Raw genomic sequence first — 24,710 nt, 5'->3', positions numbered from 1 at the left:
CATTCCCTGAGAGCTATCATCGTGAGGCGTGGCTTATTGCAGTGTCTGGGTTTCTGTTTTGGTGGTACCGCCATAGTCGTTGATCGCGGCCCACCGCACCGTTTTCCCTGCGGCGGCGGGGACCGCCAGCCGTTTATGCTCACCGGGAGCGATGTAATCGATTTTATTCGTGAGATCGGTTTTCCCTAGCGCAAGACCGGCGAATACGACGTGATAAGCCGATGGGTTATATATATCTAACTCATTATTACTATATTTATATTCAAGAGATTTATAAGCATCGTACGGCTTGCCGACTAAATTTGTCGGGCGATAAAATAGTTTTATTCGTGTTTTAAATACCAGCGTTAGCGTATTATTATTCGCATCGGTGGTTTGGCTTTTGGCAGGAATAGCGCGCACATTAATAAAGAACAACGATTCTTTATCGTTAGCAATGTTTTCAGATGATTTTATAATTCGTAATGATGAATCGTTATCAGCATCGAGGCGAAAAAGCGGCGGTGTAATAATAAAGGGGCCTCGTGCGGTTCCCTGTGCATTGTCGACCCACGACTGCAATAAATAAGGCAGACCTTCACTGTGGTTAGCCACCGGCAGCGCGGCCTCTTTTTTCCCGGCATCGTAGATGACACGGGTTCTCTGTAGCACAATACCGCCAGCGAGGCTTTGGCTGACCCAACTGCCCAGCACCAATGCCAAAGCGAGCGCGGTGTTTTTTTTCATCGCTGTTATCCTTAACCTGATGTCAAAAAACGTCTCTTTCCATCCCAGCGGGAAGAAGGGATGGAAAGAGACGGTATACGGGATTAGCGGTAGTCGATGGTGACGTCAACGCTGGCGTTGGCTTCGCCTGGGGAGATCTCTTTAGGATCAACAGTGGAGACGTAATAGGCTTGTAGCCCTACGATAGTGGTGCCATCGGCTTCCGGGGCAAAGCTGATTTTTGAATCAGCCGCGGGCAGCTTATTCAGCACCATCGTTGCGTTGTCGCTGGCTCTTGCGATACGGATGCCCACGCCGGTTGCGGCGGTATCCATGCTGCTAACGGCGACCAGATCGTCGTGATCGGCTACGGTGCCGCCAGCGCGCGTTTCCAGCCACAGCTGGAACGAGTTGTCCGTTGTGCCATCAACGTGCTCCCACGGGGAGGCTGGGCAGTTTTCCAACGGAATATTAACCGGAATCGCCGGGCTGGTATCACCGACAGTTTTAAACTGTGCGGCGGCGTAATGACCCAGTTCCACGTTGATGACGTCACCATCGGCGAATTCACAGGTGCTGGTTAGAATTTCACCCGTAAATTCAATTTTACCGTCCGTCGCCCATGCGCTTCCCGCAGAAAGCGCCAGCAAGCTAACCGCTATAGATTTTGCAATTTTGTTCATTAAAGTCCCTCTTATTTGATTAACCTGTTAGCAATTAAATTAATGAAAAGACAAAGATCAAAATTAATTGCTGGGCAATGGTATTAGATATGCGCTGGCAGTCATATTAATAAGTGAGATTTTCAGATTATATTTATTAAAAATGAACGGGCTAACTGCTATTACATTTAAATAATTTTAAATTAGTACGGAGTCAAAATATTGCAATCACGAATATTGGCTGCTAAATGATATACTTGTGATGATATTAAGGCTTTTGGTATTCAGCTGAGTATTTTTCGCAAAATCCATTCAATTCCTTGCATTACTGTTTATTCATCCCATCATGTTTCCTGCTGTAAAATCATACAGATGTAAACGATTGCGGATGCGGATGACCAATCGTGTTGGTTAAAGGTGATGTTTGTCACAATTATTTCGTAAATGTGAACGGTAGTACTCTTCAGAATGTGGTTTGAGTCATTAGACTAGGGCTTCCAAAACGGGAGGACCCATGGCTTTGCATTCCACGCGCTGGCTGGCGCTCGGTTATTTCACCTACTTCTTTAGCTACGGTATCTTTCTGCCTTTCTGGAGCGTCTGGCTCGAAGGGTTAGGGCTGACGCCGGAAACTATCGGTTTACTGCTGGGCGCGGGGCTGATTGCCCGTTTTGTCGGTAGTTTGCTGATTGCGCCGCGTGTGAGCGATCCCTCTCGGCTGATCTCAGCGTTACGTATTCTGGCCCTGTTGACGCTGGTGTTTGCGCTGGCCTTCTGGGCGGGAACCAACGTGGCGTGGCTGATGGTGGTGATGGTCGGCTTCAACCTGTTTTTCTCACCGCTGGTACCGCTGACCGATGCGCTGGCCAACACCTGGCAGAAACAGATAACCATGGATTACGGTCGGGTGCGACTGTGGGGATCCGTGGCTTTTGTGATCGGCTCCGCGCTAACCGGCAAGCTGGTGAGCCTGTTTGACTATCGGGTGATCCTGGTCCTGCTATCGCTTGGCGTCGCCTCGATGCTGCTGGGCATGATGATTCGCCCGAGCGTGCAGCCAGCGGGTGAAAACCGTCAGCAGGAGAGTGCGGGATGGCCCGCCTGGCGCGCGCTGATAACCCAGAGCTGGCGTTTTCTTGCTTGCGTGAGTCTGCTACAGGGGGCGCATGCTGCGTATTATGGTTTCAGCGCCATCTATTGGCAGTCTGCCGGATATTCCGCTTCGGCGGTGGGCTATTTATGGTCACTAGGTGTGGTGGCGGAGGTGATTATTTTCGCACTTAGCCACAAGCTGTTCCGTCGCTTCAGCGCCCGCGATCTGCTGCTGCTTTCTGCCGTTTGCGGGGTGGTGCGTTGGGGATTGATGGGCTGGAGCACCGAGCTGCCGTGGCTGATCGTGGTGCAAATCCTCCATTGCGGAACCTTTACCGTCTGCCATCTGGCGGCAATGCGTTATATCGCGGCACGCCAGGGGAGCGAAGTTATTCGTTTGCAGGCGGTGTATTCCGCGATAGCGATGGGTGGCAGTATCGCTATCATGACCGTATTCGCGGGCTATCTGTACCAGAATCTGGGCAGCGGCGTGTTCTGGGTGATGGCGCTGGTGGCGCTCCCGGCAATCGTTCTGCGCCCGAAAGTGGTCGCGCAGCCTGCAACGTTATGATTCGAGGATTTTGCGGATCTGCTGCTGCTGATGCGGCGTAAGCGCCAGATCCGCATGAATCAACGGGGGTGAAAATAGCGGTAACGGCGTGGTGTACGGCGTAATAATCAGCGTTACGCCGCGCGGGGCACCCTCTTTTTGAAAGTCCTGCATCGGCATATGTTTTACGTTGAGCGGCAGCAGCGTCAGTTCGCGCAGCTGTTGCTCTATATGCACTTCAAGTTGTTCGTTACTACCGGTCAGCAGGATAATCTGCTTTTCGTGTAAATCCTTCTCCTGCATCAGCCAGGCGCCGAAAATTACGGCCACCAGCCCGATCTCTTCTTCGGAAAATTGCACATCGTATTCGGCCTCGAAGCCGTGAATCGCCTCGCGGGTAGTACGGACCAGCCGGGGATAAAGGCGGCTGAACTCCTCCGGCAGCGTGTTATCAATGCCGATAGCAAACACGCTGCGGTTCAGTGCCTGAGCCAGGTGGATATACAACTGGTCATTCAGCCCTTGTTCATCGCTGAAGCGCACATTGCCATACTCGCGAAAACGCAGCACCAGCCGCGCAATAGCAAGGCGCAGGCGGCGATCCTGCTGGTGATTATCGCGAATCGGGTCGGGGATACGAAGCATTGAGAACAGCAACGCCATAAACAGCGATTCGCCCAGCGGTGCACTCTGCATGACGTGGCGCTGCCAGTGACGGCCAATTTCCTCGGCGAGCGGATATTCCGCGCAGGATTGCGCCCAGCGTTGCTGGAGTGGGTTAAATTCCGGGGTGATCCCCGCGTGATGCTGTAGCAGGCAGTACTGTAAATACAGGCGCAGGAACTGGATGTCACGACACTCAAACGGCTTCTGCAAGCGCCGGGAGCACAGATTAATGAGCGCATGCAGATTGGTGTCGTCATACAGCGTACGTGCGATCCCCCTTTGTTTAAGTTCTGCTTTTAACGCCGGGGTAAACTGCTGGGCGATAAAGGCAGGGCAAATCCGCAGGCCACGGCGCAGCCACTGCAACAGACACAGACGTTGATTTAGCGGGGTTCCTTCGATCGTATAGCCACCATTCTGCGCGGTGGCTATCGCGAGCCGGTGATAGCGCTGGATTTCGAGTCCTGCGCCAATAATATCTTCCTGAACCGTGGCATCATCGACACCGTTGAGGCTGCTGAAGGTTTGTGTAGTAGCGATTTGCCCCGGCAGGAAAAGCGTCAGCAGCACCTGGCAACGGCGCTGGGGAGCGGAAAGTACAGATGGTGGGGCAAGCGTTGACATCATCTGTAGATTCTCCCGTGAGTATGTTTGATAAGAATAGCTAAAGTTTGCTCATAGATTTTGAGAATGGAATGCTTTCCACCAGGAATGCTGGAGAGCGTCACAGAATTTTTAACGTGCGGAACAGATAGCGGTAGTGGAACGCAGCGCGTTAATCCGCTTTTTCACTGTTTTATCTTTTGTTTAGATATGCCAGAGATGCACTGCATGTCATGTTAAACATGATGGAGAATATTTTATTCCGCTATGGGGTTCCGTTCACCCCTGCGTTATCACTTCTCTGAATCATAGATACCCGTGAACGTGCAAGGGAGGCTCACCGCCGCCTCCCTTGCATCCCAGGCTCCCGGCGGGAAAATCGTCGCGATGCGATTCATTCGTCTTATGCCGTCTGCCTGTCGGGTCGGGGACGAGCCTGCGTCCCTGCAGGCCGTCCACTCTGCCCGCATCCATGCGGGCAGACCCGGTCAGCCGTCAACGCCTCATCGATTTTCAGCCGGACCGGGGTCATCGCTTCAACGCTCTGACTTCCAGTGAAACCCGTTTTGCTGTTTAAACAAAAAACGCAGATGGTCAGGTGTGGGCTGGTCCGGCTGAAAATTGCCGACGTGTTTCCGTCAGGCCGGGAGAGCCAGCATGGATGCTGGCTCAGGGCGCGCTTTGCAAGGACGCTACCTCGCGCCCGGCCCGGTAGCCTGAAGGAAAAAGCGGAGGGTATTGCGTAGCAACAATTTTCCCGCCGGGAGCCGGGATTGTTAAGGGTACGGCGATAGTACCCTTAACACGTTCACAGGCAGTATCGTTTCAGAGAAGTGAAAAACATAAGGTGAACGTAGCAATATACCGGAGGCAACAGATTCATTACCTCCGAAACAGCTGTCTGGCGTTACTTACCACGGCTCAGCGTTAATCCCACATCACCGCCGGGATGCACAGACAACAGCGTCTCTTTTGAGTAACCGCTTTCGCTCATCAGGCAGGCGCAGGCGGCGTCAAAGATAGCCAGCACCAGTAAAATTGATGTGGTGGCCAACATGTTGAGCGGGTCGGCCTCACGCTGGACGCCGGTGGAAATCACCAGTCTCGACGCTTTAGCAATGGCAGAATCGGCGTTTTCAGTCACGCTCAGAATCGACACATTTCGCGCATTCAGTCCGGGCAGCAGCCGGGTGAGTTCGTCCGAATTCCCCCCACGCGACAGCATAATCACCAGGTCGTTGGCGCGTAAAAAACCGAGATCGCCATGCGCCGCGTCCGTCGCGTTGAGGTAGATCGCTGGGCGTTCCACGCACGCAAGCATATGCGCCACTTTACGCGCTGCGATGCCGGAAGTACCTACGCCGGTGACGACGATTTTCCCCTGACAGCCGCGCAGCTCCGCCATCAGCGACTGCCAGAGCGGTTCAGTCAGATGCTGCCCCAGACCCGCCAGGGCATTGCTATAGAGCTGAAATACGCCGGTGGCCTGAGACCAGGAGTCGCTCATGCGTCCTCCTGCATCAACTGGCGGTATTTCATATGATCCTGATACATCTCGTGGAATACCCGATATTTGCGATCGTAGTACTGCTTAATGCGATTTGTTTGCGGGGTAACCGTTTTACCAATCCGGCTCATCGCCGACATCGCTTCCGGGAAGGTTTCGAAAACGCCCGCGGCGATAGTTCCCATCATGGCACCACCCAGCAGCATGGCTTCGCTCTCTTCAGGCAGCAGCATCGCGCAGCCGGTGGCGTTGGCATGTTCCTGAACGAAGATTGGGTTTTTCGTCCCGCCGCCGCTGGCCATTATCGTATCGATGGTGTAGCCGCTTTGATTCATCGTTTCAATGATATGGCGGGTTCCCAGCGCAATGGCCTGGATGGTCGCAAGGTACTGTAGCGCCATATCTTCCGGCGTACGTGACAGTTTCAGTCCGGTGATTGCGCCCGTAAGCGTTGGGTTAGCGCGCGGCGAGCGGTTGCCGTGGAAATAGGGCAGGATGTGCATATCGCGGGTTAAAAATGCGATATCTTCCGGCTCACCGGCCATTTTACGCAACAGCGCATTCAGCACTTCGTAAATGGTCTGCCCCTGAGATTTAGCTTGCGCCAGCAGGGTTTCGTAGCAAGGATGCGACTGAATAACGTGGTCGATTAACGCCCCTGTTGCCGACTGTCCACCTTCGTTGAGCCAGTATTCTGGCAGCACGGCTGAGTAGTAAGGACCCCAGACGCCGCCGATAAAACGCGGCTCTTTGGAAATCGCCATGTGTCCAGTGGAAGTGCCGCCAATCAGCGCGATACGACGGTCAAAATCCGCCACCTCGCCGGAAACACCGCTTGCCCCGAGCGTGCCGAGGGTACCGGCGTGGGCATCGATGATCGAGACGCTGACAGCGGTCCCCGGAATCAGCCCCATTTCGCTGGCGGCGCGCGCGGATAGCCCGTGACCGAGCGGTTCGCCCATGGTTTTCACGTAGCGACCAATTTTGGCAGCATCATGCTCCAGCAAATCTTCCAGCCCAATCTGGCGGAAATAGCTGGCATCCCATTTGTCTTCATGGCCCATATAGGTCCATTTACACACCGTCGAACACAATGAGCGCGTGTCATCGCCCGTTGCGCGCCAGGTCAGGAAATCGGGCAGGTCAAAGTAGTATCCCGCATTGGCCCAGGTGTTGGGCATATGTTGCTTCAGCCATAGCAGTTTTGGCGTCTGCATTTCCGGGGAGATAATGCCGCCAACGTAGTCCAGCACCCGATGATGCAGGGCGTTGATGCGCTCGGCCTGAGTAATGGCGCGGTGATCCATCCACACAATGATGTTCTGTTCGCTGCGCCCGGACGGGCTGATGGTCAGCGGTTTACCTTCTTTGTCCAGTACCACCAGTGAACAGGTCGCGTCAAAGCCCAGACCTTTCACCTGGATAGGGTTGATATCCGACTGGTTAATCGCATCGCGAACCGCGTTACACACCGCCTGCCAGATGTTATCGGAAGACTGCTCAACAAAATCGGCCTGCGGGCGGTAAATCTCGATGGCCCGACTGGCCTGACCGACCATTCTGCCGTTGAGATCAAACACGCCAGCACGGGCGCTTCCGGTTCCGACATCCACACCAATAAAGTAACTTGCCATAATTTTTTCTCCTGAAATCAGGCTTTACGATTCTGTAATGCGATAAAGAGGATCAGCACCGCGCCCCACAGCGCCATCGTCAGATAGCTGCTGACCCCCAGCAAGTTAAGGCCGCTTTCCAGCATTTGCAGCACAATCAGTGCCAGCACCAGGCCGATAATGCGCCCGAAGCCGCCATCCGGGTTGATACCGCCGAGGACGGAGGCAAGGATGGTGACCAGCAGGTAGGATTCACCGTATCCGGCTTTAGCTGAGTTGAATTTCGCCATCATCAAAATGGCGGCGACCCAGCCGAGCAGGGCAGAAATCACGTACACCGAAATTTGTACCCGTACGGTATTTACGCCGCTGTAGCGGGTAGCCTGTTCATTGGAACCAACGAGATACAGGCTGCGCCCAAGCGTGGTGTGTTCCAGCAGTACCCACAGCAGGATTGCCACCAGGAAAAAGAGCAGTAGCGCCACCGGAATACCGGCAATCGTGGCGTTACCAAGGTACTGAATGGCGGTCGGGAAACCGGAAATCACCGTCCCGTTGGAAAGCAGAATATTCAGCCCGGAGATAAGCGTCATCGTGCCGAGCGTGGCGAGAATAGGCGAAACCCCGACCCAGGCAATCAGCGCACCGTTGAGCGTGCCGATAGCCACCGCCACGGCAGCGCCTGCCAGCAGCGCCAGCACCAGAAACAGCGGGTTATCCGGATGGGTGACGATAATCGCCGCCATCACCAGCGAGCAGGCGTTCGCCCCGGCAATAATCGACAAGTTAATGCCGCCGGTCAGCATGGTCATGCCCATCCCGAGGGCCAGCATGCCGAGGATTGGTAGCTGTGAGCCAATCGACTGGAAGTTAGCGACGCTGAAGAAACGGCTGCCGAGCAGGGCCGAGAAGACCAGGGCGACGACCACAATAATCACGCATTGCAGACGAATGATGGCATCACCGGGTAAAAATCTGGCGATTGTTTTCATCTCAAAGCTCCCTTGCCAGTTTGCGTTTTTCGTTCCAGGCCGTGGCGCTAATGCTGACCAGAATAATGGCACCGCTGAACACGGTGTGCCAGTAAGAGGAGACGCTGAGCAGCGTCAGGCCATTTTGTAAGAAGGCCAGCAGAACCACGCCGAGCAGGGTTCCGGTCAACGTACCGCGCCCGCCGCTCATGCTGGTTCCGCCGAGTACTACCGCCGCCAGCACCGTCAGCTCAAAGCCGAGCAGCGAATTGGGCGCAACTGACTGGGTGATTTGCGCCTGAACCACGGCGGCAACGCCTGCCAGAATGCCCATGTAGCCATAGACGTAAAAATGCAGCTTCAGCAGATTCAGCCCCAGGCGCGAGGCCGCGTCGCGGTTGCCGCCCATGGCGTAAACCTGACGGCCAAGACGGGTATAGTTCATCAGCACGGCGGTAAAAATGATCACCGCCGCCAGGCACAGCAGGGGCAGGGTCAAACCGTAGTCGTAGCCATCCGCCGCGGTGAACGAGAACCAGTTAATGCCGTTCATAAACCAGTCCGGGAAGCCGTACAGCCAGGTGCCTTTGGTGGCGTAAACCAGCAGACCGTAGTAGACGTTCAACGTGGCGATGGTAATGATGATTGCCGGAACGCGTAGCCAATAGACCAGAAAACCGTTGATCAGCCCAAGCAGCAGGCCCACCGCAATGGCGATGATTAACGCCAGCGCGAAGTTACCGCCGTGACCGATAACCCAACTGGCCATTGCATACTGGGCTATCGCGGTCATCGCCGGAAATGAGATGTCGATCCCGCCGGAAATCAGCACCACAAACAGCCCACAGGCCAGGATGCCGAGAATCGCGTAGCTGGTGGCCACATCCGTCAGGTTCCCCAAAGACAAGAACTCGTCGGTGCTGATGCTTAGCCCAACGGCAAGGGCTACAACCAGCAGGCCCAGCCAGAACTCATGTTGCCCGATTAAACGGGAGAGATGCATCTTATTCATTGATTACCTCGACCACTTCAGCAATCTCCTCTTCACGGCATTGATGAGGATTAAATTCCGCCACCAGCTTGCCGCGACGCATTACCAGCACACGGTGGCTGTTGTAATACGCTTCCGGGATTTCATCGCAAATCATCAGCACCGCCATACCCTGTTCCGCCAAATCGCGGGCTATCTGGTAAATGCCCTCTTTGTTGGCGATATCCACGCCGACGGTAGGCGAGTCGAGGATCAGGATGCGGGGATTGGTCGCCACCCATTTGGCAATGGCGATACGCTGGGCATTACCGCCGGAAAGGGTTTTGACCGGCAGGTGCGGATCGGACACTTTGATATTCAGTTCGCGGATTAAATCGGCGACCAACTTTTGCGCTTTACGATGATCGAGCAGACCGCTACCGGTGTGCAGTTGATCAAACACCGTGACGATGGTGTTGTCGTAGATCGACTGCTCCATGATCAGCCCCTGCGTCAGGCGATCTTCTGAGACATAGCCGATCCCGTGTTGGATGGCGTCATGGTTATTGCGCAGAGTAACCGGCTGACCGTTAATGCGAATCTCGCCGCTTTCCGGGTGCGTCATACCAAACAGGCTCAGACAAAGCTCGGTGCGCCCGGCACCCAGAAGACCAACAATGGAGACGATCTCGCCGCCGTGCAGCGACAGATTGATGTTCTGGTATTTACCTCTGCGGCTGAGATTGCGCAGCTCAAGGAGCGGCTCTTGCTCAATAGCAGGTCTTTCCGGCAATGGGCTGTAGTGGAAGCGTTGTCCGGTCATCAGGAAGGCTAGTTCGTGACTGTCGAGTTCGCTGGCAGGGTATGTACCCACCAGTTTGCCGTCGCGCATTACGCTGATGCGGTCAGCCACTTCCATCACCTCATCCAGACGATGGCTGACAAACACGACGCAAATTCCGGCCGCTTTCAGTTCATTAACTACCCGCAGCAGGCCATTAACCTCCTGGCGGGTTAGCGAGGCGGTGGGCTCGTCCATAATCACCAGACGCGCATCGGCGGCAATCGCCCGGCAAATGGCGACCAGCTGTCGATCAGCAATTGAGAGTTTTTCAACTTTTTTATCGGGATCGATATTCACCCCAATACGTTTCATGGCTGCCAGCGCCTGCTGCTTCATGGCGCCGCGACGCACCCAGATATCGCCACCCGGCAGATAGCGGTTGACCGCGATATTTTCTGCGACGCTAAAGTTGGGGAACAACGACAGGTCCTGATAAATAACCTGAATGCCATAATGGGAAGAGAGCTGCGGCGTCAGATGATGGAACAATTTTCCGTCGAGTAAAATCTGCGCGCCTTTTTCCGGATGATAAACCCCGGAGATCACTTTAATAATGGTACTTTTACCACAGCCGTTTTGACCCGCCAGACAGTGAACTTCGCCTTTTCTCAGCGTCAGATTCACGTTATCCAGCGCCAGCACGCCCGGGAATTGTTTGCTGATATTCTCAAGAGTGATAAATGCGGTGGTGTCTGCCATGGACAATACCCCTGCGCGCGTCCGGGGGGACGCTGAGTGTTAGTTTGGTTGATAGCGCCGACCAGACGGTCGGCGTTAAGGTTCCCTGGTGTTGGCTAAAGCCTTAGAAACCAAGTGATTGTGCGTTGTCTTTGGTGACTTCGAGGATCTTGTTAAAGCGGATCACTTTCTTCTCCGTGTCGATATCGGCTTTCCCTAAACCATCGATACTCAGATCGGCGTTCACTTCTTTGCCCTGCAACAGCTGATCGGCAACGGTGACCAGCGCGTAGCCCGCGTCTTTTGGATCCCACAGCAGCGCTTTTTTGATATCACCGCGCATCAGGTAAGGTGCTGCCTGCGCCGGCATAGCGATCCCGACGACGGCGATCTTATCTTTGGCGCGTTTTTTCTGCACAGCCTGACCCGCACCGATTGGACCCAGTGAGCCGAAGCCGATAATGCCCTTCATCTGCGGGTAGGTTTTCATCAGATCCAGCGTTGTGGCGTAGGATTTATCGATACTTTCCGCGACCGGCAGACGTGAAGTGACTTCGAACATTTCCGGATATTTTTCTTTCTGGTACTTAATCGCATAATCCGCCCACGCGTTATGCAGTGGGACCGTCAGCGAACCAACATAGATGGCATATCCGCCTTTGCCGCCCATATTTTTCGCTAACTCATCGACGTTAGCCTGTGCGTATTTTTCACTATCGATGGTTTCGATATCCCACTGGCCAATTTGCTCATCCGGGGATTCGTGCGTCAGCACCACGATGCCTTTATCGCGCGCTTTTTTCAGTACCGGCTCAAGGACCTTGGCATCATTCGGCACCACGATGATCGCATTAACGTTTTTGGCGATCAGATCCTCAATCACTTTCACCTGCTGCGCCGGGTCCGGCGTTGAAGGTCCGGTCTGGTAAGCATTCACATCCAGTTTTTTTGCTGCTTCATTTACGCCGGTTTCCATCCGGTTAAACCATGGGATCCCGGTGACTTTGGCAACCACAGCAATTTCATATTTTTCCGCCGCAAAGGACGTGCCGGACAACATGCATGCAGAAACCAGGGTTGCACTGAGTAATGCGAGTTTGAATTTCATAGTTGTACCTTTCGTAGGGGGCAGGACATGTCACGGCGTGAAGTTAACAATGAATGGAAGAGGGAATGAATCATAAGTTTGGTAAATGTGATATATGCCCATTATTGTGAATTTATAGAAATAAAATGGTTAACAATTGGTTAAATTTGCATGGTTTTACATTCAGGTTTTCAAATTAAGTGTTAATTAAATATTAAAATGAAACCATCAATTAACATTTTTTTATCATTTGGCTTAAGTTTTGACGCCTAAAAGGTGTTTGGGGGGAATTTCCCGAAGAAGAAATTATCGAAATTGAGAACTGAATCGATACCGGAAAAGGGTGCTCAATATTTTTTCGTTCAATGGTATCCTCAGCACACTTTCGCCAAACCAGGCATCATTATTTGTGGCGGTGTAGATTTTCATCGTGGAGAACTCATGCAAGGCGTTAAACGTATCATTATCACGTTGTTTCTCGCTGTCCTGTCCTTTGGCGCAGGCGCGCATCCCCACAGCTTTATCCATCTGAAAACTGAGATAGTGAGCGAGAATGACCAGTTCGTCGCGCTGAAAATGCGCTGGACGATGGATGAAATTACCTCGGCGGATCTGCTTTACGATGCGGGGAATGCCAAACCTGGTGATGAGATCTGGAAGAAACTGGCGGCGGAAGTGATGGCCAACGTTCTCGGGCAGCACTATTTCACCGAAGTGTGGCACGACGGGAAAAAGGTAAAGTTTAAAAACAGGCCGACGGAATATGGCATGGCGCGGGAGGAACACCAGGCAGTGCTGACGTTCGTTTTGCCGCTGGCCGAAGCTCAGCCGCTGAGTGGTCAAAAATATACCATTTCAACCTTCGACCCGACCTACTACGTTGATATGAGCTATGACAAAGACAGCGACGCCAGGCTGGGGCAGGCCATAAGCCAGAAATGCCGGATTTCAGTACATACGCCGACGCCCAATGAACAAACGCTGAGCTTTGCGCAGTCGCTGGATAAAGAAGACGCACCGCCGGAGGATATGGAGTTGGGTAAACAGTTTGCACAGACGGTAACGCTGCAATGTCAGTAGTTTATCAACAACGTGCAGCCAGACGTCGCTGGCTGACGCTATGGCCGCTGGCTGTCTTTTTGCTGTTGGCGGCAGGCGGCATACTGTGGCTATGGCAGGCCTGGCCGCAGGTGATGATGAAAAGTGTCGTCTGGCAGCGCGACGTTAACCAACAGATGAGCGGGTTGCTGAAAGCGGTTGCCGCCAATCCGGCCCAGGCCGGGGGATCGCTGCTGCTGTTTAGTTTTCTCTACGGTGTTCTGCATGCGCTGGGACCGGGACATGGAAAAGTCGTCATTACCACCTGGCTGGCAACGCACCCCTCGAAGCTGAAGTCGAGTATTGGCCTGACGCTAGCCTCATCTTTATTACAGGGGCTGGTCGCCATCGGACTGGTGGTTGTGGTGCTTACCATCTTGCAGTTGCCCGCACGACAGCTACATATGAGTAGTTTCTGGCTGGAGAAAGGGAGTTATGCTCTGGTTGGCGTGTTGGGCGTTTTATTGTGCGTCCGTGCGCTGAAGAAATTGCGCCAGCTGCTGCGCCGCCCAAAATTCACTGCCTTCACGCCGCATCATGTGCATCACGAGGGTTGCGGCTGCGGGCATCAGCATTTGCCCGATCCTGAACAGCTGCAAAGTGGTGATGACTGGCGTGCCCGGTTGATGATCGTGCTGTCTATGGGGATGCGCCCGTGCTCGGGGGCCATCATGGTTTTACTGTTCAGCAAAGTGGTTGGCGTGTTTAGCTGGGGGATGGCGTCGGCGCTGGCGATGGCGGCAGGAACCTCTTTGACGATTACGTCACTGGCTCTGCTGGTACACAGTTTCCGCTCGCTGGCGGTGAAACTTAGCGGGCATAAAGCGCCGGTATTGTGGCGACAGATTGGCTGGACGACGCTGGCATTAGCCGGTGGTGCGGTGCTGATTGCTGCTGCGATTGTGATGTGGATGAGCGCGGTGCCGGTAGGGCGAGGGATAAGACCGTTTTAGCACTGTTGTAGGATGAATGCCTGATGGCGCTTCGCTTATCAGGCCTACGGGGAACTTCCCTGGTAGGCCGGATAAGGCGCTAGCCGCCATCCGGCATCAACGATTAACGCTTCAGCGCATCGCTCAGTTCGTCACGCATGTTAGCCAGCATGGCTTTCACTACGCGCGGGTTACCTGCAACGATGTTGCCGGTCGCCATGTAGTTATGACCACCGGTAAAGTCGCAAACCAGTGCGCCAGCTTCACGGGCAATCAGCTCACCTGCGGCGAAATCCCACGGGCGCAGGCCAATTTCGAAATAACCGTCAACGCGGGCTGCGGCAACGTAGGCCAGATCCAGCGCAGCAGAACCGGTGCGGCGGAAGTCCGCGCATTCGGTAAACATGTTGCCCAGAATTTTCATGTAAGAAGCGGCGTGCTGTTTGGCTTTGAACGGGAAACCGGTGGCGATGATGGTGCCATCCAGATCGCGGGCGGTGCTGCCACGCAGACGGTAGCCGTTCAGCTGTGCGCCCTGGCCACGGGTTGCGGTGAACAGTTCGTTACGCATTGGATCGTAAACAACGGCGACTTCAGTACGGCCTTTGATGCGTACTGCGATGGATACCGCGAAGTGCGGCAGACGTTTTACGAAGTTGGTGGTGCCATCCAGTGGATCGATAACCCATTGAACATCCAAATCTTCACCAACATGTTCACCGCTTTCTTCGGTGATGATGGTGTGCTGTGGGTAAGATTTGCGAATCGTTTCGATAATAATCGCTTCGGCGGCTTTATCGACGTTAGTCACGAAATCATTGCTGCCTTTCTGGCTGGTTTCTACAGAGTCTGGGGTTTCGTAGTGTTTGGCAATTACATTACCCGCCTTGCGCGCTGCGCGCACGGCGATGGTCAGCATCGGATGCATCGGTCTCTCTCACTGGATGTTAAAGAACGGGAAAACGGCGCAGAGTATAGCAGCGAGTTCGGAATATGTCTTCGTTTTATGATAATATGCCCGAATAATCTTTAGCCGAAGAAATACAATGCTGCAAAATATTCGAATCGTGCTGGTGGAAACCTCTCACACTGGCAACATGGGCTCTGTAGCCCGCGCAATGAAAACCATGGGTTTAACCAATCTGTGGCTGGTAAATCCACTGGTTAAACCGGACTCCCAGGCCATCGCCCTGGCAGCGGGTGCCAGTGATGTGATCGGCAGCGCGCAGATCGTCGATACGCTCGATGAAGCGCTGGCGGGCTGTAGCCTGGTGGTAGGCACCAGTGCGCGTTCCCGCACGCTGCCGTGGCCGATGCTGGATCCGCGTGAATGCGGTTTAAAAAGTGTCTCTGAAGCGACGAACTCGCCGGTGGCGCTGGTCTTTGGTCGTGAACGTGTTGGTCTGACCAACGAAGAGCTGCAGAAGTGCCATTATCACGTCGCCATTGCCGCGAACCCGGAATACAGTTCGCTCAACCTGGCGATGGCAGTGCAGGTCATCTCTTATGAGGTGCGCATGGCCTGGCTGGCGACGCAGGAAAGCGATAAGACCGTAGATTACGAAGAAGCAGAGTATCCGCTGGTCGATGATTTAGAGCGTTTTTACGGTCATCTGGAGCAAACGCTGCTGTCGACCGGGTTTATCCGCGAAGGGCACCCGGGGCAGGTGATGAATAAACTGCGCCGTCTGTTCACGCGCGCGCGTCCAGAGAGCCAGGAGCTGAACATCCTGCGCGGGATTTTAGCTTCAATCGAGCAGCAGAATAAAAGCAAGTAACTGTACTAATGCCGGATGCGCTTCGCTTATCCGGCCTACAGGCCGCACGATTTGCTGGCCGGATAAACGAAGCGCATCCGGCAAGTGAAAATGGCACTGAAGGTTAAATACCTGACTAAATTAGTCAAGTAAATAGTTGACTGATTTAGTCGGGAATGTCAGACTTGCCCCTGCTATGCAATACCCCCATTTTACAATAAAAAACCCCGGGCAGGGGCGAGTTTGAGGCTAAGTAAGACATGAGACTGACATCAAAAGGGCGTTATGCCGTGACCGCAATGTTGGACGTTGCGCTCAACTCCGAAACGGGCCCGGTACCGTTGGCTGATATTTCTGAACGTCAGGGAATTTCCCTGTCATATCTGGAGCAGCTGTTTTCCCGTTTGCGTAAAAACGGTCTGGTTTCCAGCGTACGTGGACCAGGCGGCGGGTATCTGCTGGGTAAAGATGCCGGCAGCATCGCAGTAGGTGAAGTGATTAGCGCTGTTGACGAGTCTGTAGATGCGACCCGTTGCCAGGGCAAAGGCGGTTGTCAGGGCGGCGATAAATGCCTGACCCACGCGCTGTGGCGCGATCTGAGCGATCGTCTGACCGGTTTCCTCAACAACATTACGTTGGGCGAACTGGTAAATAATCAGGAAGTCCTGGATGTGTCTGGTCGCCAGCATACCCATGACGCTCCACGCACTAATCGTGCTCAAGACGCGATCGACGTTAAGTTACGCGCATAATAAAAGTATTTTAGAATCAGGCCGGGGTGCTACACACCCCGTTAACTCGGTCGTACATCCAGCCGGTTGCCTGATTCCTTGCATTGAAGCGATGTACGGAGTTTATAGAGCAATGAAATTACCGATCTATCTCGACTACTCCGCAACCACGCCGGTGGACCCGCGTGTTGCCGAGAAAATGATGCAGTGTCTGACCCTGGACGGAAACTTTGGTAACCCAGCGTCTCGTTCACACCGTTTCGGCTGGCAGGCTGAAGAGGCGGTAGATATCGCCCGTAACCAGATTGCCGACCTCGTGGGCGCTGACCCGCGTGAAATCGTATTTACTTCCGGTGCGACTGAATCCGATAACCTGGCGATTAAAGGTGCTGCCAACTTTTATCAGAAAAAAGGCAAGCACATCATCACCAGCAAAACCGAACACAAAGCCGTGCTGGATACCTGTCGTCAGCTGGAGCGCGAAGGGTTCGAAGTCACCTACCTCGCCCCACAGCGTAACGGCATTATCGACCTGAAAGAACTTGAAGCTGCAATGCGTGACGACACCATTCTCGTGTCCATCATGCACGTGAACAACGAAATCGGCGTGGTGCAGGATATCGCGACTATCGGCGAAATGTGCCGTGCTCGCGGCATCATCTATCACGTTGATGCGACCCAGAGCGTGGGCAAACTGCCTATCGATCTGAGCCAACTGAAAGTTGACCTGATGTCCTTCTCCGGCCACAAAATCTATGGGCCGAAAGGTATCGGCGCGCTGTACGTTCGTCGTAAACCGCGTATTCGTATTGAAGCGCAGATGCACGGCGGCGGTCACGAGCGCGGTATGCGTTCCGGTACGCTGCCTGTGCACCAGATCGTCGGCATGGGTGAAGCATACCGTATCGCTAAAGAAGAGATGGAAACCGAGATGGCGCGCCTGCGCAGTCTGCGTAACCGTCTGTGGAACGGCGTGAAAGATATGGAAGAGGTGTACCTCAACGGTGACCTCGAGCAGGGCGCACCGAACATTCTCAACGTCAGCTTCAACTTTGTTGAAGGCGAGTCGCTGATTATGGCGCTGAAAGACCTGGCTGTATCCTCCGGTTCTGCATGTACTTCTGCAAGCCTGGAGCCATCCTACGTGCTGCGCGCGCTGGGGATGACCGACGAGCTGGCACACAGCTCAATTCGTTTCTCTTTAGGTCGTTTCACTACCGAAGAAGAGATTGACTACGCCATCAATCTGGTTCGCAACTCCATCGGCCGCCTGCGCGACCTTTCTCCGCTGTGGGAAATGTTCAAACAGGGCGTGGATCTGAACAGCATTGAATGGTCACATCACTAATCGGTACCGATAAGGAGAATTCAGCATGGCTTACAGCGAAAAAGTAATCGATCATTACGAGAATCCACGTAACGTGGGCTCTTTTGACAACAGCGATGAGAACGTGGGCAGCGGCATGGTAGGTGCACCGGCCTGTGGCGACGTGATGAAGTTGCAGATCAAAGTCAACAATGAGGGTATCATTGAAGACGCGCGTTTCAAGACTTACGGCTGCGGTTCCGCTATTGCTTCCAGCTCTCTGGTTACCGAATGGGTAAAAGGGAAATCTCTGGACGAAGCACAGGCGATTAAAAACACCGATATCGCCGACGAGCTTGAACTGCCACCGGTGAAAATTCACTGCTCTATTCTGGCTGAAGACGCGATTAAAGCCGCGATTGCGGATTACAAAAGCAAACGTGAAGCAAAATAATTAAGAGTTGAGGTTTTATTATGTCGATTACCTTAAGCGACAGTGCAGCAGCGCGTGTAAATACCTTCCTGGCAAACCGCGGTAAAGGGTTTGGTCTGCGTCTGGGCGTGAGAACCTCCGGCTGCTCAGGTATGGCCTATGTACTGGAATTTGTTGACGAGCCGGCGGCTGAAGATACCGTGTTTGAAGACAAAGGCGTAAAAGTCGTGATCGACGGTAAGAGCCTGCAATTCCTCGACGGTACGCAGTTAGACTTCGTCAAAGAAGGTCTGAACGAAGGGTTTAAGTTCACTAACCCGAACGTGAAAGACGAATGTGGATGCGGCGAAAGCTTCCACGTGTAACGCGCTTACTGATAACCCCACCGTGGTCGCCTGCGCGTGGGGTTTGTTTTACCTGACTCTCTGGTTTTGCCTCATCGAACAACAGAGAATCGATGCCCTGAGAATGTTATGGACTACTTCACCCTCTTTGGCTTACCGGCCCGTTATCAGCTCGATACTCAGGCGCTGAGCCTACGTTTTCAGGATCTACAACGTCAGTATCATCCTGATAAATTCGCCAGCGGTTCCCAGGCGGAACAACTTGCTGCGGTTTCGCAGTCCGCCACTATCAACCAGGCCTGGCAAACGCTGCGCCATCCTTTGATGCGCGCCGAATACTTATTGTCTTTACACGGTTTTGATATCCGCAGCGAGCAGCACACGGTGCGCGATACCGCGTTCCTGATGGAGCAACTGGAGCTTCGTGAAGAGCTGGACGAGATTGAACAGGCAAAAGACAGTCAACGTTTAGATGCGTTTATGAAACGCGTCAGCGAAATGTATAACGTTCGCCATCAACTGATGGTGGAACAGCTGGATAGCGAGACGTGGGACGCAGCGGCAGATACCGTGCGTAAGCTGCGTTTTCTCGATAAACTGCGAAGCAGTGCAGAACAACTCGAAGAAAAACTGCTCGATTTTTAATTTCCGGAAGCGAAAATGGCCTTATTACAAATTAGTGAGCCTGGTCTGAGCGCCGCGCCGCACCAGCGTCGTCTGGCGGTAGGTATCGATTTAGGCACCACCAACTCCCTGGTTGCTACCGTACGCAGCGGCCAGGCCGAAACGCTGGCAGACCATGAAGGTCGCCACCTGTTGCCGTCAGTGGTTCACTATCAGCAGCAGGGCTACTCTGTCGGTTACGATGCCCGCGCCAATGCAGCGTTGGATACGGCTAACACCGTTAGCTCGGTAAAACGCATGATGGGCCGCTCTTTGGCGGATATCCAGGCGCGTTACCCGCATCTGCCATATACGTTCCAGGCGAGCGAAAACGGTCTGCCGATGATTGAAACCGCTGCCGGTTTGCTTAATCCGGTGCGCGTCTCTGCTGATATTCTGAAAGCGCTGGCCGCGCGGGCTACCGAATCGCTGTCCGGCGAACTGGACGGCGTGGTAATCACCGTTCCGGCTTACTTTGACGATGCACAGCGTCAGGGGACCAAAGACGCCGCGCGTCTGGCGGGCCTGCACGTATTGCGTCTGCTGAACGAACCGACCGCAGCGGCGATCGCGTATGGTCTGGACTCCGGTCAGGAAGGCGTGATCGCAGTCTACGATCTTGGCGGCGGTACGTTTGATATTTCTATTCTGCGCCTGAGCCGTGGCGTATTTGAAGTGCTGGCGACCGGCGGTGATTCCGCGCTCGGCGGCGACGATTTTGACCATCTGCTGGCCGATTACATTCGCGAGCAGGCGGGCGTGGCCGATCGCAGCGATAACCGCGTACAGCGTGAACTGCTGGATGCCGCGATTGCAGCGAAAATCGCACTTAGCGACGCTGATTCTGTAACGGTTAACGTGGCTGGATGGCAGGGTGAAATCACCCGTGAAACCTTTAATGAACTCATTTCCGCACTGGTCAAGCGTACGCTGCTGGCCTGCCGTCGCGCGCTGAAAGATGCGGGCGTGGAGCCGCAAGATGTGCTGGAAGTGGTGATGGTTGGCGGTTCAACGCGCGTGCCTCTGGTACGTGAACGCGTCGGTGAATTTTTTGGCCGCACGCCGCTGACCTCTATTGACCCGGACAAAGTGGTCGCTATCGGTGCGGCAATCCAGGCGGATATTCTCGTCGGAAATAAACCGGACAGCGAAATGCTGCTGCTGGACGTTATCCCGCTGTCTCTGGGACTGGAAACCATGGGCGGTCTGGTGGAGAAAGTGATCCCGCGTAACACCACTATCCCAGTGGCGCGCGCGCAGGACTTTACCACCTTTAAAGATGGCCAAACCGCGATGTCCATTCACGTGATGCAGGGCGAGCGTGAGCTGGTGCAGGACTGCCGTTCACTGGCGCGTTTTGCGCTGCGCGGCATCCCGGCATTACCGGCTGGCGGTGCGCACATCCGCGTGACCTTCCAGGTGGATGCCGATGGGCTGCTGAGCGTCACCGCCATGGAGAAATCCACAGGCGTTGAGTCCTCAATCCAGGTTAAACCGTCCTACGGTCTGACCGACAGTGAAATCGCCTCCATGATTCAGGATTCGATGAGTTTTGCCGAGCAGGACGTTAAAGCCCGTATGCTGGCAGAACAGAAAGTCGAAGCGGCACGCGTACTGGAGAGTTTATCCGGTGCGCTGAACGCTGATGCCGCGCTGTTAAGCGCCGCAGAACGTCAGGCTATCGACACCGCCGCCGCGCACTTGAGCGAGGTTGCACAGGGTGACGATGTTGACGCGATAGAACAAGCCATTAAAAACGTAGACAAACAAACCCAGGAATTCGCCGCTCGCCGCATGGACAAATCCGTCCGTAGCGCGCTGAAAGGCCATTCCGTGGACGAGGTTTAATATGCCAAAGATTGTTATTTTGCCTCATCAGGATCTCTGTCCCGATGGCGCAGTTCTGGAAGCTGAGACCGGCGAAACCATTCTCGACGTTGCCCTGCGTAACGGGATCGAGATTGAACACGCCTGTGAAAAATCCTGTGCCTGCACTACCTGCCACTGCATCGTGCGTGAAGGTTTTGATTCTTTGCCGGAAAGCACAGAAGAAGAAGACGACATGCTGGATAAAGCCTGGGGACTGGAGCCGGAGAGCCGTTTAAGCTGTCAGGCGCGGGTAACCGAGGACGATTTAGTGGTCGAAATCCCACGTTACACAATCAATCATGCGCGTGAGCATTAACAGAGGGTAGTATGGGACTGAAGTGGACCGATAGCCGCGAAATCGGCGAGACGCTGTATGACGCTTTCCCCGATCTCGATCCCAAGACCGTTCGTTTCACCGATCTGCACCAGTGGATCTGTGACCTGGAAGAGTTCGATGATGATCCTCAGGCATCGAACGAAAAAATCCTTGAGGCCATTTTGCTGGTCTGGCTGGACGAAGCCGAATAAGTCAACGGGCTGCCCACGGGTGGCCCGTTTTCCTGTATGCGCGAAAATAAGGATAAATAAAATGACAGAAGCCATGAAAATTACGCTTTCCACGCAACCCGCCGATGTCCGCTGGGGTGAAAAGGCGACATACAGCATTAATAATGACGGCATTACCCTGCACCTGAACGGAAAAGATGACCTCGGCCTTATCCAGCGTGCCGCGCGTAAAATCGACGGCCTGGGTATTAAACACGTTCAACTGGACGGTGAAGGCTGGGATACCGAACGTAGCTGGGCGTTCTGGCAGGGCTACAAGGGACCAAAAGGCACCCGCAAAGTTGAGTGGGCTGCTCTGGACGAAGCGCAGCGCAAAGAGCTGGATAGCCGTCTGAAGATTATTGACTGGGTGCGCGATACCATTAACGCCCCGGCAGAAGAGCTGGGCCCGGAACAGCTGGCACAGCGCGCTGTTGATCTGCTGTGCTCCGTCGCGTGCGATAACGTCTCTTACCGCATCACCAAAGGTGAAGATCTGCGCGAGCAGAACTACATGGGCCTGCATACCGTGGGTCGCGGATCTGAACGTCCTCCAGTGCTGCTGGCGCTGGACTACAACCCAACAGGCGACAAAGAAGCCCCGGTTTATGCCTGCCTGGTTGGTAAGGGAATTACTTTTGATTCCGGTGGTTACAGCATCAAGCAAAGCGCATTTATGGACTCAATGAAGTCCGACATGGGCGGTGCGGCAACGGTCACCGGCGCGTTGGCATTTGCCATCACCCGTGGTCTGAACAAGCGCGTGAAGCTGTATCTGTGCTGCGCGGATAACCTGATTAGCGGCAACGCCTTTAAGCTCGGCGACATTATTCACTATCGCAACGGTAAAAAAGTTGAAGTGATGAATACCGATGCCGAAGGACGTCTGGTGCTGGCCGATGGCCTGATCGATGCCAGCGCGCAGAAACCGGAACTGATCATTGATGCTGCCACGCTGACCGGCGCGGCGAAAACCGCGCTGGGCAACGATTACCACGCGCTGTTTAGCTTTGATGATCAGCTGGCTGCTCGCCTGCTGGCAAGTGCGGCGCAAGAAAACGAACCGTTCTGGCGTCTGCCGCTGGCAGAGTTTCACCGTAGCCAGTTGCCGTCGAACTTTGCCGAACTGAATAACACCGGCAGCGCGGCTTACCCGGCTGGCGCAAGCACCGCGGCGGGCTTCCTGTCCCATTTCGTGGAAAACTACCAGCAGGGCTGGCTGCATATCGACTGCTCCGCAACCTATCGCAAAGCGCCGGTTGAGCAGTGGTCTGCGGGCGCAACCGGTCTGGGTGTGCGCACGATTGCGAATCTGCTGACCGCATAATTTATTACTGTATTGCCGGATGGCGCTACGCTTATCCGGCCTACATGTATTCATCCAATTTGTGATACTTATGTCCGAAACAAAAAACGAATTAGAAACATTGCTGGAACAAGCGGCAACAGAGCCTGCGCATCGTCCGGCATTTTTCCGTACTTTACTGGAATCCACAGTCTGGGTGCCGGGTACTGCCGCAGAAGGCGAGGCGGTGGTTGAAGACAGCGCTCTCGATCTGCAGCACTGGGAAAAAGAAGACGGAACGACCGTGATCCCGTTCTTCACTTCTCTGGAAGCACTGCAGCAGGCGGTGGAAGATGAGCAGGCATTTGTCGTTATGCCGGTGCGTACGTTGTTTGAAATGACGCTCGGCGAAACGCTCTTTCTCAACGCGAAACTGCCGACCGGCAAAGAATTTATGCCGCGTGAAATCAGCCTGCTGATGGGGGAAGAGGGGAATCCGCTCAGCACCCAGGAAGTACTGGAAGGCGGTGAATCGCTGATCCTCTCTGAAGTCGCTGAACCTCCGGCGCAGATGATTGACTCGCTGACTACGCTGTTTAAAACCATTAAGCCGGTAAAACGCGCGTTTCTCTGCTCAATCAAAGAAAGCGCGGAAGCCCAGCCGAATCTGCTGATTGGTATTGAAGCTGAAGGGGATATTGAAGAGATCATCCACGCTGCTGGCAGCGTCGCGACCGATACGCTGCCGGGCGATGAACCTATTGATATCTGCCAGGTGAAGAAGGGTGAGAAGGGCGTGAGCCACTTTATCACTGAGCATATCGCACCGTTCTACGAACGCCGTTGGGGCGGTTTCCTGCGCGACTTTAAACAGAACCGGATTATCTAAATTGTAGGCCGGATAAGCGAAGCGCTATCCGGCTTTTCCAGCTTTATAATTGCGGTTCTACCGGTAAATCGTTGCGCGCTCCCCATTCGCTCCATGCGCCGTCATACAATGCGACGTCAGAAACGCCCAGCGTGGCAAGTGCCAGCACGACGACGGCAGCCGTTACGCCGGAGCCGCAGCTGGCGATAATAGGGCGGTCAAAGCTCACGCCGTGGCTGAAGAAAATAGCATCCAGCTCATCGGTGGTTTTCAGTTCGCCGTCACGAACCAGTTCTGTCCACGGTACGTTAAGCGCACCCGGCACATGACCACGTTTCAGACCAGGACGCGGCTCGTCAACTTCGCCATTAAAACGCGCAGCCGGACGGGCATCGACGATCTGCGCCGTTTTTTCATGACTGGCCAGCAGTACATCGGTAACGCGCACAACTGCGTCAGGCGTAAAGGCCACGTTAAATTCACCTTCATGTAAATCCTCATCGCCTTCCTTGAGCATTAACTCATCGCGCTTCCAGCCTGCCAGACCGCCTGCCAGAATGGAGACATTTTCGACGCCAAATGTCCGCAGCATCCACCATGCGCGTGGCGCGGAAAACAGATTACCGTCATCGTAGATAACCAGATGCTTATCCTGATCAACGCCCAGCTCGCGCATCGCAACGGCAAAGGCTTCGGGGCGTGGCATCATATGCGGTAGCGGTGAGGTATGATCGGAAAGCGCTTCAATATCAAAAAATACTGCGCCAGGAATATGGCCCGCACGATACTCCTCGCCAACATCGCGATCTTCCTGTCCTGGAGGTGCCATCCGGGCATCAAGAATTTGTATTTCCGGGTCGTCAATGTGTTCGGCAAGCCAGTCGGCAGCGACAAAGAAGGCGGTGGTCATAGGCATCTCCATTTTTACCA

General features: G+C 54.2%; 25 protein-coding genes. 14 read left to right on the top strand and 11 right to left on the bottom strand.

Annotation, left to right across the window (positions count from 1 at the left end; all coding sequences use genetic code 11):
- Window positions 1–33: 33 nt before the first annotated feature.
- Window positions 34–726, bottom strand: a complete 693-nt coding sequence (locus OGY09_RS13870) for a fimbrial biogenesis chaperone (RefSeq protein WP_032944234.1) — start codon at window positions 724–726, stop codon at window positions 34–36.
- Window positions 727–809: 83 nt separating this feature from the next.
- Window positions 810–1,388, bottom strand: a complete 579-nt coding sequence (locus tag OGY09_RS13865; RefSeq protein WP_008785473.1) for a fimbrial protein — start codon at window positions 1,386–1,388, stop codon at window positions 810–812.
- A 493-nt stretch (window positions 1,389–1,881) separates the two neighbouring features.
- Between OGY09_RS13865 and OGY09_RS13860 the strand changes: the two genes are divergently transcribed.
- Window positions 1,882–3,030, top strand: coding sequence for a 3-phenylpropionate MFS transporter (locus OGY09_RS13860; RefSeq protein ID WP_032944232.1), 1,149 nt, complete (start codon window positions 1,882–1,884; stop codon window positions 3,028–3,030).
- Here OGY09_RS13860 and csiE read toward each other — a convergent pair.
- The 7 genes from csiE to OGY09_RS13825 form a co-directional block, all read right to left on the bottom strand.
- Window positions 3,025–4,302 carry a stationary phase inducible protein CsiE gene (csiE, locus tag OGY09_RS13855; protein WP_032944230.1) on the bottom strand — a complete coding sequence of 426 codons (1,278 nt, stop codon included), beginning with the start codon at window positions 4,300–4,302 and terminating at the stop codon, window positions 3,025–3,027. The two genes, OGY09_RS13860 and csiE, sit on opposite strands and share 6 nt — an antisense overlap.
- Before the next feature lie 883 nt (window positions 4,303–5,185).
- Entirely contained in the window at window positions 5,186–5,785 is a 600-nt protein-coding gene (locus OGY09_RS13850; protein WP_032944227.1) for a KpsF/GutQ family sugar-phosphate isomerase, read from the bottom strand.
- Window positions 5,782–7,419 carry an FGGY-family carbohydrate kinase gene (locus OGY09_RS13845; RefSeq protein ID WP_008785469.1) on the bottom strand — a complete coding sequence of 546 codons (1,638 nt, stop codon included), beginning with the start codon at window positions 7,417–7,419 and terminating at the stop codon, window positions 5,782–5,784. The genes OGY09_RS13850 and OGY09_RS13845 overlap by 4 nt, the downstream gene beginning before the upstream one ends.
- Window positions 7,420–7,436: 17 nt before the next feature.
- On the bottom strand, window positions 7,437–8,390 hold the full coding sequence (locus tag OGY09_RS13840; RefSeq protein WP_003037658.1) for an ABC transporter permease: 954 nt from the start codon (window positions 8,388–8,390) through the stop codon (window positions 7,437–7,439).
- 1 nt (window position 8,391) lies between these two features.
- Window positions 8,392–9,381, bottom strand: a complete 990-nt coding sequence (locus OGY09_RS13835; protein WP_008785467.1) for an ABC transporter permease — start codon at window positions 9,379–9,381, stop codon at window positions 8,392–8,394.
- Window positions 9,374–10,882, bottom strand: a complete 1,509-nt coding sequence (locus tag OGY09_RS13830; RefSeq protein ID WP_008785466.1) for a sugar ABC transporter ATP-binding protein — start codon at window positions 10,880–10,882, stop codon at window positions 9,374–9,376. The genes OGY09_RS13835 and OGY09_RS13830 overlap by 8 nt, the downstream gene beginning before the upstream one ends.
- A 103-nt stretch (window positions 10,883–10,985) precedes the next feature.
- Window positions 10,986–11,969: an autoinducer 2 ABC transporter substrate-binding protein gene (locus OGY09_RS13825; protein WP_003037665.1), complete on the bottom strand. Its 984-nt coding sequence runs from the start codon at window positions 11,967–11,969 to the stop codon at window positions 10,986–10,988.
- Between the two features lie 420 nt (window positions 11,970–12,389).
- Between OGY09_RS13825 and OGY09_RS13820 the strand changes: the two genes are divergently transcribed.
- Together OGY09_RS13820 and OGY09_RS13815 are read left to right on the top strand one after the other, a co-directional pair.
- Complete coding sequence (locus tag OGY09_RS13820; RefSeq protein WP_032944224.1) at window positions 12,390–13,028, top strand: DUF1007 family protein; 639 nt, start codon at window positions 12,390–12,392, stop codon at window positions 13,026–13,028.
- On the top strand, window positions 13,019–13,999 hold the full coding sequence (locus OGY09_RS13815) for a nickel/cobalt transporter (protein ID WP_032944220.1): 981 nt from the start codon (window positions 13,019–13,021) through the stop codon (window positions 13,997–13,999). The genes OGY09_RS13820 and OGY09_RS13815 overlap by 10 nt, the downstream gene beginning before the upstream one ends.
- 103 nt (window positions 14,000–14,102) lie before the next feature.
- Here OGY09_RS13815 and suhB read toward each other — a convergent pair whose 3' ends face one another.
- On the bottom strand, window positions 14,103–14,906 hold the full coding sequence (gene suhB / locus OGY09_RS13810; protein WP_003835237.1) for an inositol-1-monophosphatase: 804 nt from the start codon (window positions 14,904–14,906) through the stop codon (window positions 14,103–14,105).
- A 118-nt stretch (window positions 14,907–15,024) separates the two neighbouring features.
- Between suhB and trmJ the strand changes: the two genes are divergently transcribed.
- From trmJ to sseB, 11 genes are all read left to right on the top strand, one after another.
- A complete protein-coding gene (gene trmJ / locus OGY09_RS13805; protein WP_003835235.1) occupies window positions 15,025–15,756 on the top strand; it encodes a tRNA (cytosine(32)/uridine(32)-2'-O)-methyltransferase TrmJ in 732 nt (243 codons plus the stop codon).
- Window positions 15,757–15,995: 239 nt separating this feature from the next.
- Entirely contained in the window at window positions 15,996–16,487 is a 492-nt protein-coding gene (gene iscR, locus OGY09_RS13800) for a Fe-S cluster assembly transcriptional regulator IscR (RefSeq protein ID WP_003037674.1), read from the top strand.
- Window positions 16,488–16,599: 112 nt separating this feature from the next.
- Window positions 16,600–17,814, top strand: a complete 1,215-nt coding sequence (gene iscS / locus OGY09_RS13795) for a cysteine desulfurase (RefSeq protein WP_003835233.1) — start codon at window positions 16,600–16,602, stop codon at window positions 17,812–17,814.
- A 25-nt stretch (window positions 17,815–17,839) separates the two neighbouring features.
- The gene (gene iscU / locus OGY09_RS13790) at window positions 17,840–18,226 is read left to right on the top strand and encodes a Fe-S cluster assembly scaffold IscU (RefSeq protein ID WP_002913991.1); all 387 of its coding nucleotides are present in this window, start codon (window positions 17,840–17,842) and stop codon (window positions 18,224–18,226) included.
- 20 nt (window positions 18,227–18,246) lie between these two features.
- Window positions 18,247–18,570 carry an iron-sulfur cluster assembly protein IscA gene (gene iscA, locus OGY09_RS13785; RefSeq protein ID WP_003835203.1) on the top strand — a complete coding sequence of 108 codons (324 nt, stop codon included), beginning with the start codon at window positions 18,247–18,249 and terminating at the stop codon, window positions 18,568–18,570.
- Between the two features lie 108 nt (window positions 18,571–18,678).
- Window positions 18,679–19,194 carry a co-chaperone HscB gene (gene hscB / locus OGY09_RS13780; RefSeq protein WP_003835201.1) on the top strand — a complete coding sequence of 172 codons (516 nt, stop codon included), beginning with the start codon at window positions 18,679–18,681 and terminating at the stop codon, window positions 19,192–19,194.
- A 15-nt stretch (window positions 19,195–19,209) separates the two neighbouring features.
- Window positions 19,210–21,060 carry a Fe-S protein assembly chaperone HscA gene (gene hscA, locus OGY09_RS13775; protein WP_003838439.1) on the top strand — a complete coding sequence of 617 codons (1,851 nt, stop codon included), beginning with the start codon at window positions 19,210–19,212 and terminating at the stop codon, window positions 21,058–21,060.
- 1 nt (window position 21,061) lies between these two features.
- On the top strand, window positions 21,062–21,397 hold the full coding sequence (gene fdx / locus OGY09_RS13770) for an ISC system 2Fe-2S type ferredoxin (protein WP_003037690.1): 336 nt from the start codon (window positions 21,062–21,064) through the stop codon (window positions 21,395–21,397).
- A gap of 11 nt (window positions 21,398–21,408) precedes the next feature.
- Window positions 21,409–21,609 carry a Fe-S cluster assembly protein IscX gene (iscX, locus tag OGY09_RS13765; RefSeq protein WP_286590551.1) on the top strand — a complete coding sequence of 67 codons (201 nt, stop codon included), beginning with the start codon at window positions 21,409–21,411 and terminating at the stop codon, window positions 21,607–21,609.
- Window positions 21,610–21,670: 61 nt separating this feature from the next.
- The gene (gene pepB, locus OGY09_RS13760; RefSeq protein ID WP_032944218.1) at window positions 21,671–22,954 is read left to right on the top strand and encodes an aminopeptidase PepB; all 1,284 of its coding nucleotides are present in this window, start codon (window positions 21,671–21,673) and stop codon (window positions 22,952–22,954) included.
- A gap of 70 nt (window positions 22,955–23,024) precedes the next feature.
- On the top strand, window positions 23,025–23,801 hold the full coding sequence (sseB, locus tag OGY09_RS13755) for an enhanced serine sensitivity protein SseB (RefSeq protein ID WP_016157136.1): 777 nt from the start codon (window positions 23,025–23,027) through the stop codon (window positions 23,799–23,801).
- Window positions 23,802–23,844: 43 nt separating this feature from the next.
- On the opposite strand, the gene sseA is transcribed toward sseB, so the two are convergent.
- Complete coding sequence (gene sseA, locus OGY09_RS13750) at window positions 23,845–24,690, bottom strand: 3-mercaptopyruvate sulfurtransferase (protein WP_032944216.1); 846 nt, start codon at window positions 24,688–24,690, stop codon at window positions 23,845–23,847.
- Between the last annotated feature and the right edge of the window lie 20 nt (window positions 24,691–24,710).

The organism is Citrobacter sp. Cpo071, from assembly GCF_030332765.1.
Lineage (GTDB): Bacteria > Pseudomonadota > Gammaproteobacteria > Enterobacterales > Enterobacteriaceae > Citrobacter > Citrobacter portucalensis.
Note: the sequence above shows the minus strand (reverse complement) of the source record. Positions and strands in the feature narration are given on the sequence as shown.

What these genes read in the sequence shown, in the direction of transcription:
- OGY09_RS13835 (WP_008785467.1), bottom strand. Translation starts at nt 9,381, where the DNA reads ATGAATAAGATGCATCTCTCCCGTTTAATCGGGCAACATGAGTTCTGG.
- OGY09_RS13870 (WP_032944234.1), bottom strand. Translation starts at nt 726, where the DNA reads ATGAAAAAAAACACCGCGCTCGCTTTGGCATTGGTGCTGGGCAGTTGG.
- iscS (WP_003835233.1), top strand. Translation starts at nt 16,600, where the DNA reads ATGAAATTACCGATCTATCTCGACTACTCCGCAACCACGCCGGTGGAC.
- OGY09_RS13860 (WP_032944232.1), top strand. Translation starts at nt 1,882, where the DNA reads ATGGCTTTGCATTCCACGCGCTGGCTGGCGCTCGGTTATTTCACCTAC.
- OGY09_RS13865 (WP_008785473.1), bottom strand. Translation starts at nt 1,388, where the DNA reads ATGAACAAAATTGCAAAATCTATAGCGGTTAGCTTGCTGGCGCTTTCT.
- csiE (WP_032944230.1), bottom strand. Translation starts at nt 4,302, where the DNA reads ATGATGTCAACGCTTGCCCCACCATCTGTACTTTCCGCTCCCCAGCGC.
- pepB (WP_032944218.1), top strand. Translation starts at nt 21,671, where the DNA reads ATGACAGAAGCCATGAAAATTACGCTTTCCACGCAACCCGCCGATGTC.
- iscA (WP_003835203.1), top strand. Translation starts at nt 18,247, where the DNA reads ATGTCGATTACCTTAAGCGACAGTGCAGCAGCGCGTGTAAATACCTTC.
- OGY09_RS13840 (WP_003037658.1), bottom strand. Translation starts at nt 8,390, where the DNA reads ATGAAAACAATCGCCAGATTTTTACCCGGTGATGCCATCATTCGTCTG.
- sseB (WP_016157136.1), top strand. Translation starts at nt 23,025, where the DNA reads ATGTCCGAAACAAAAAACGAATTAGAAACATTGCTGGAACAAGCGGCA.
- OGY09_RS13845 (WP_008785469.1), bottom strand. Translation starts at nt 7,419, where the DNA reads ATGGCAAGTTACTTTATTGGTGTGGATGTCGGAACCGGAAGCGCCCGT.
- OGY09_RS13815 (WP_032944220.1), top strand. Translation starts at nt 13,019, where the DNA reads ATGTCAGTAGTTTATCAACAACGTGCAGCCAGACGTCGCTGGCTGACG.
- iscU (WP_002913991.1), top strand. Translation starts at nt 17,840, where the DNA reads ATGGCTTACAGCGAAAAAGTAATCGATCATTACGAGAATCCACGTAAC.
- iscX (WP_286590551.1), top strand. Translation starts at nt 21,409, where the DNA reads ATGGGACTGAAGTGGACCGATAGCCGCGAAATCGGCGAGACGCTGTAT.
- fdx (WP_003037690.1), top strand. Translation starts at nt 21,062, where the DNA reads ATGCCAAAGATTGTTATTTTGCCTCATCAGGATCTCTGTCCCGATGGC.
- hscB (WP_003835201.1), top strand. Translation starts at nt 18,679, where the DNA reads ATGGACTACTTCACCCTCTTTGGCTTACCGGCCCGTTATCAGCTCGAT.
- OGY09_RS13820 (WP_032944224.1), top strand. Translation starts at nt 12,390, where the DNA reads ATGCAAGGCGTTAAACGTATCATTATCACGTTGTTTCTCGCTGTCCTG.
- OGY09_RS13830 (WP_008785466.1), bottom strand. Translation starts at nt 10,882, where the DNA reads ATGGCAGACACCACCGCATTTATCACTCTTGAGAATATCAGCAAACAA.
- sseA (WP_032944216.1), bottom strand. Translation starts at nt 24,690, where the DNA reads ATGACCACCGCCTTCTTTGTCGCTGCCGACTGGCTTGCCGAACACATT.
- trmJ (WP_003835235.1), top strand. Translation starts at nt 15,025, where the DNA reads ATGCTGCAAAATATTCGAATCGTGCTGGTGGAAACCTCTCACACTGGC.
- suhB (WP_003835237.1), bottom strand. Translation starts at nt 14,906, where the DNA reads ATGCATCCGATGCTGACCATCGCCGTGCGCGCAGCGCGCAAGGCGGGT.
- OGY09_RS13850 (WP_032944227.1), bottom strand. Translation starts at nt 5,785, where the DNA reads ATGAGCGACTCCTGGTCTCAGGCCACCGGCGTATTTCAGCTCTATAGC.
- iscR (WP_003037674.1), top strand. Translation starts at nt 15,996, where the DNA reads ATGAGACTGACATCAAAAGGGCGTTATGCCGTGACCGCAATGTTGGAC.
- OGY09_RS13825 (WP_003037665.1), bottom strand. Translation starts at nt 11,969, where the DNA reads ATGAAATTCAAACTCGCATTACTCAGTGCAACCCTGGTTTCTGCATGC.
- hscA (WP_003838439.1), top strand. Translation starts at nt 19,210, where the DNA reads ATGGCCTTATTACAAATTAGTGAGCCTGGTCTGAGCGCCGCGCCGCAC.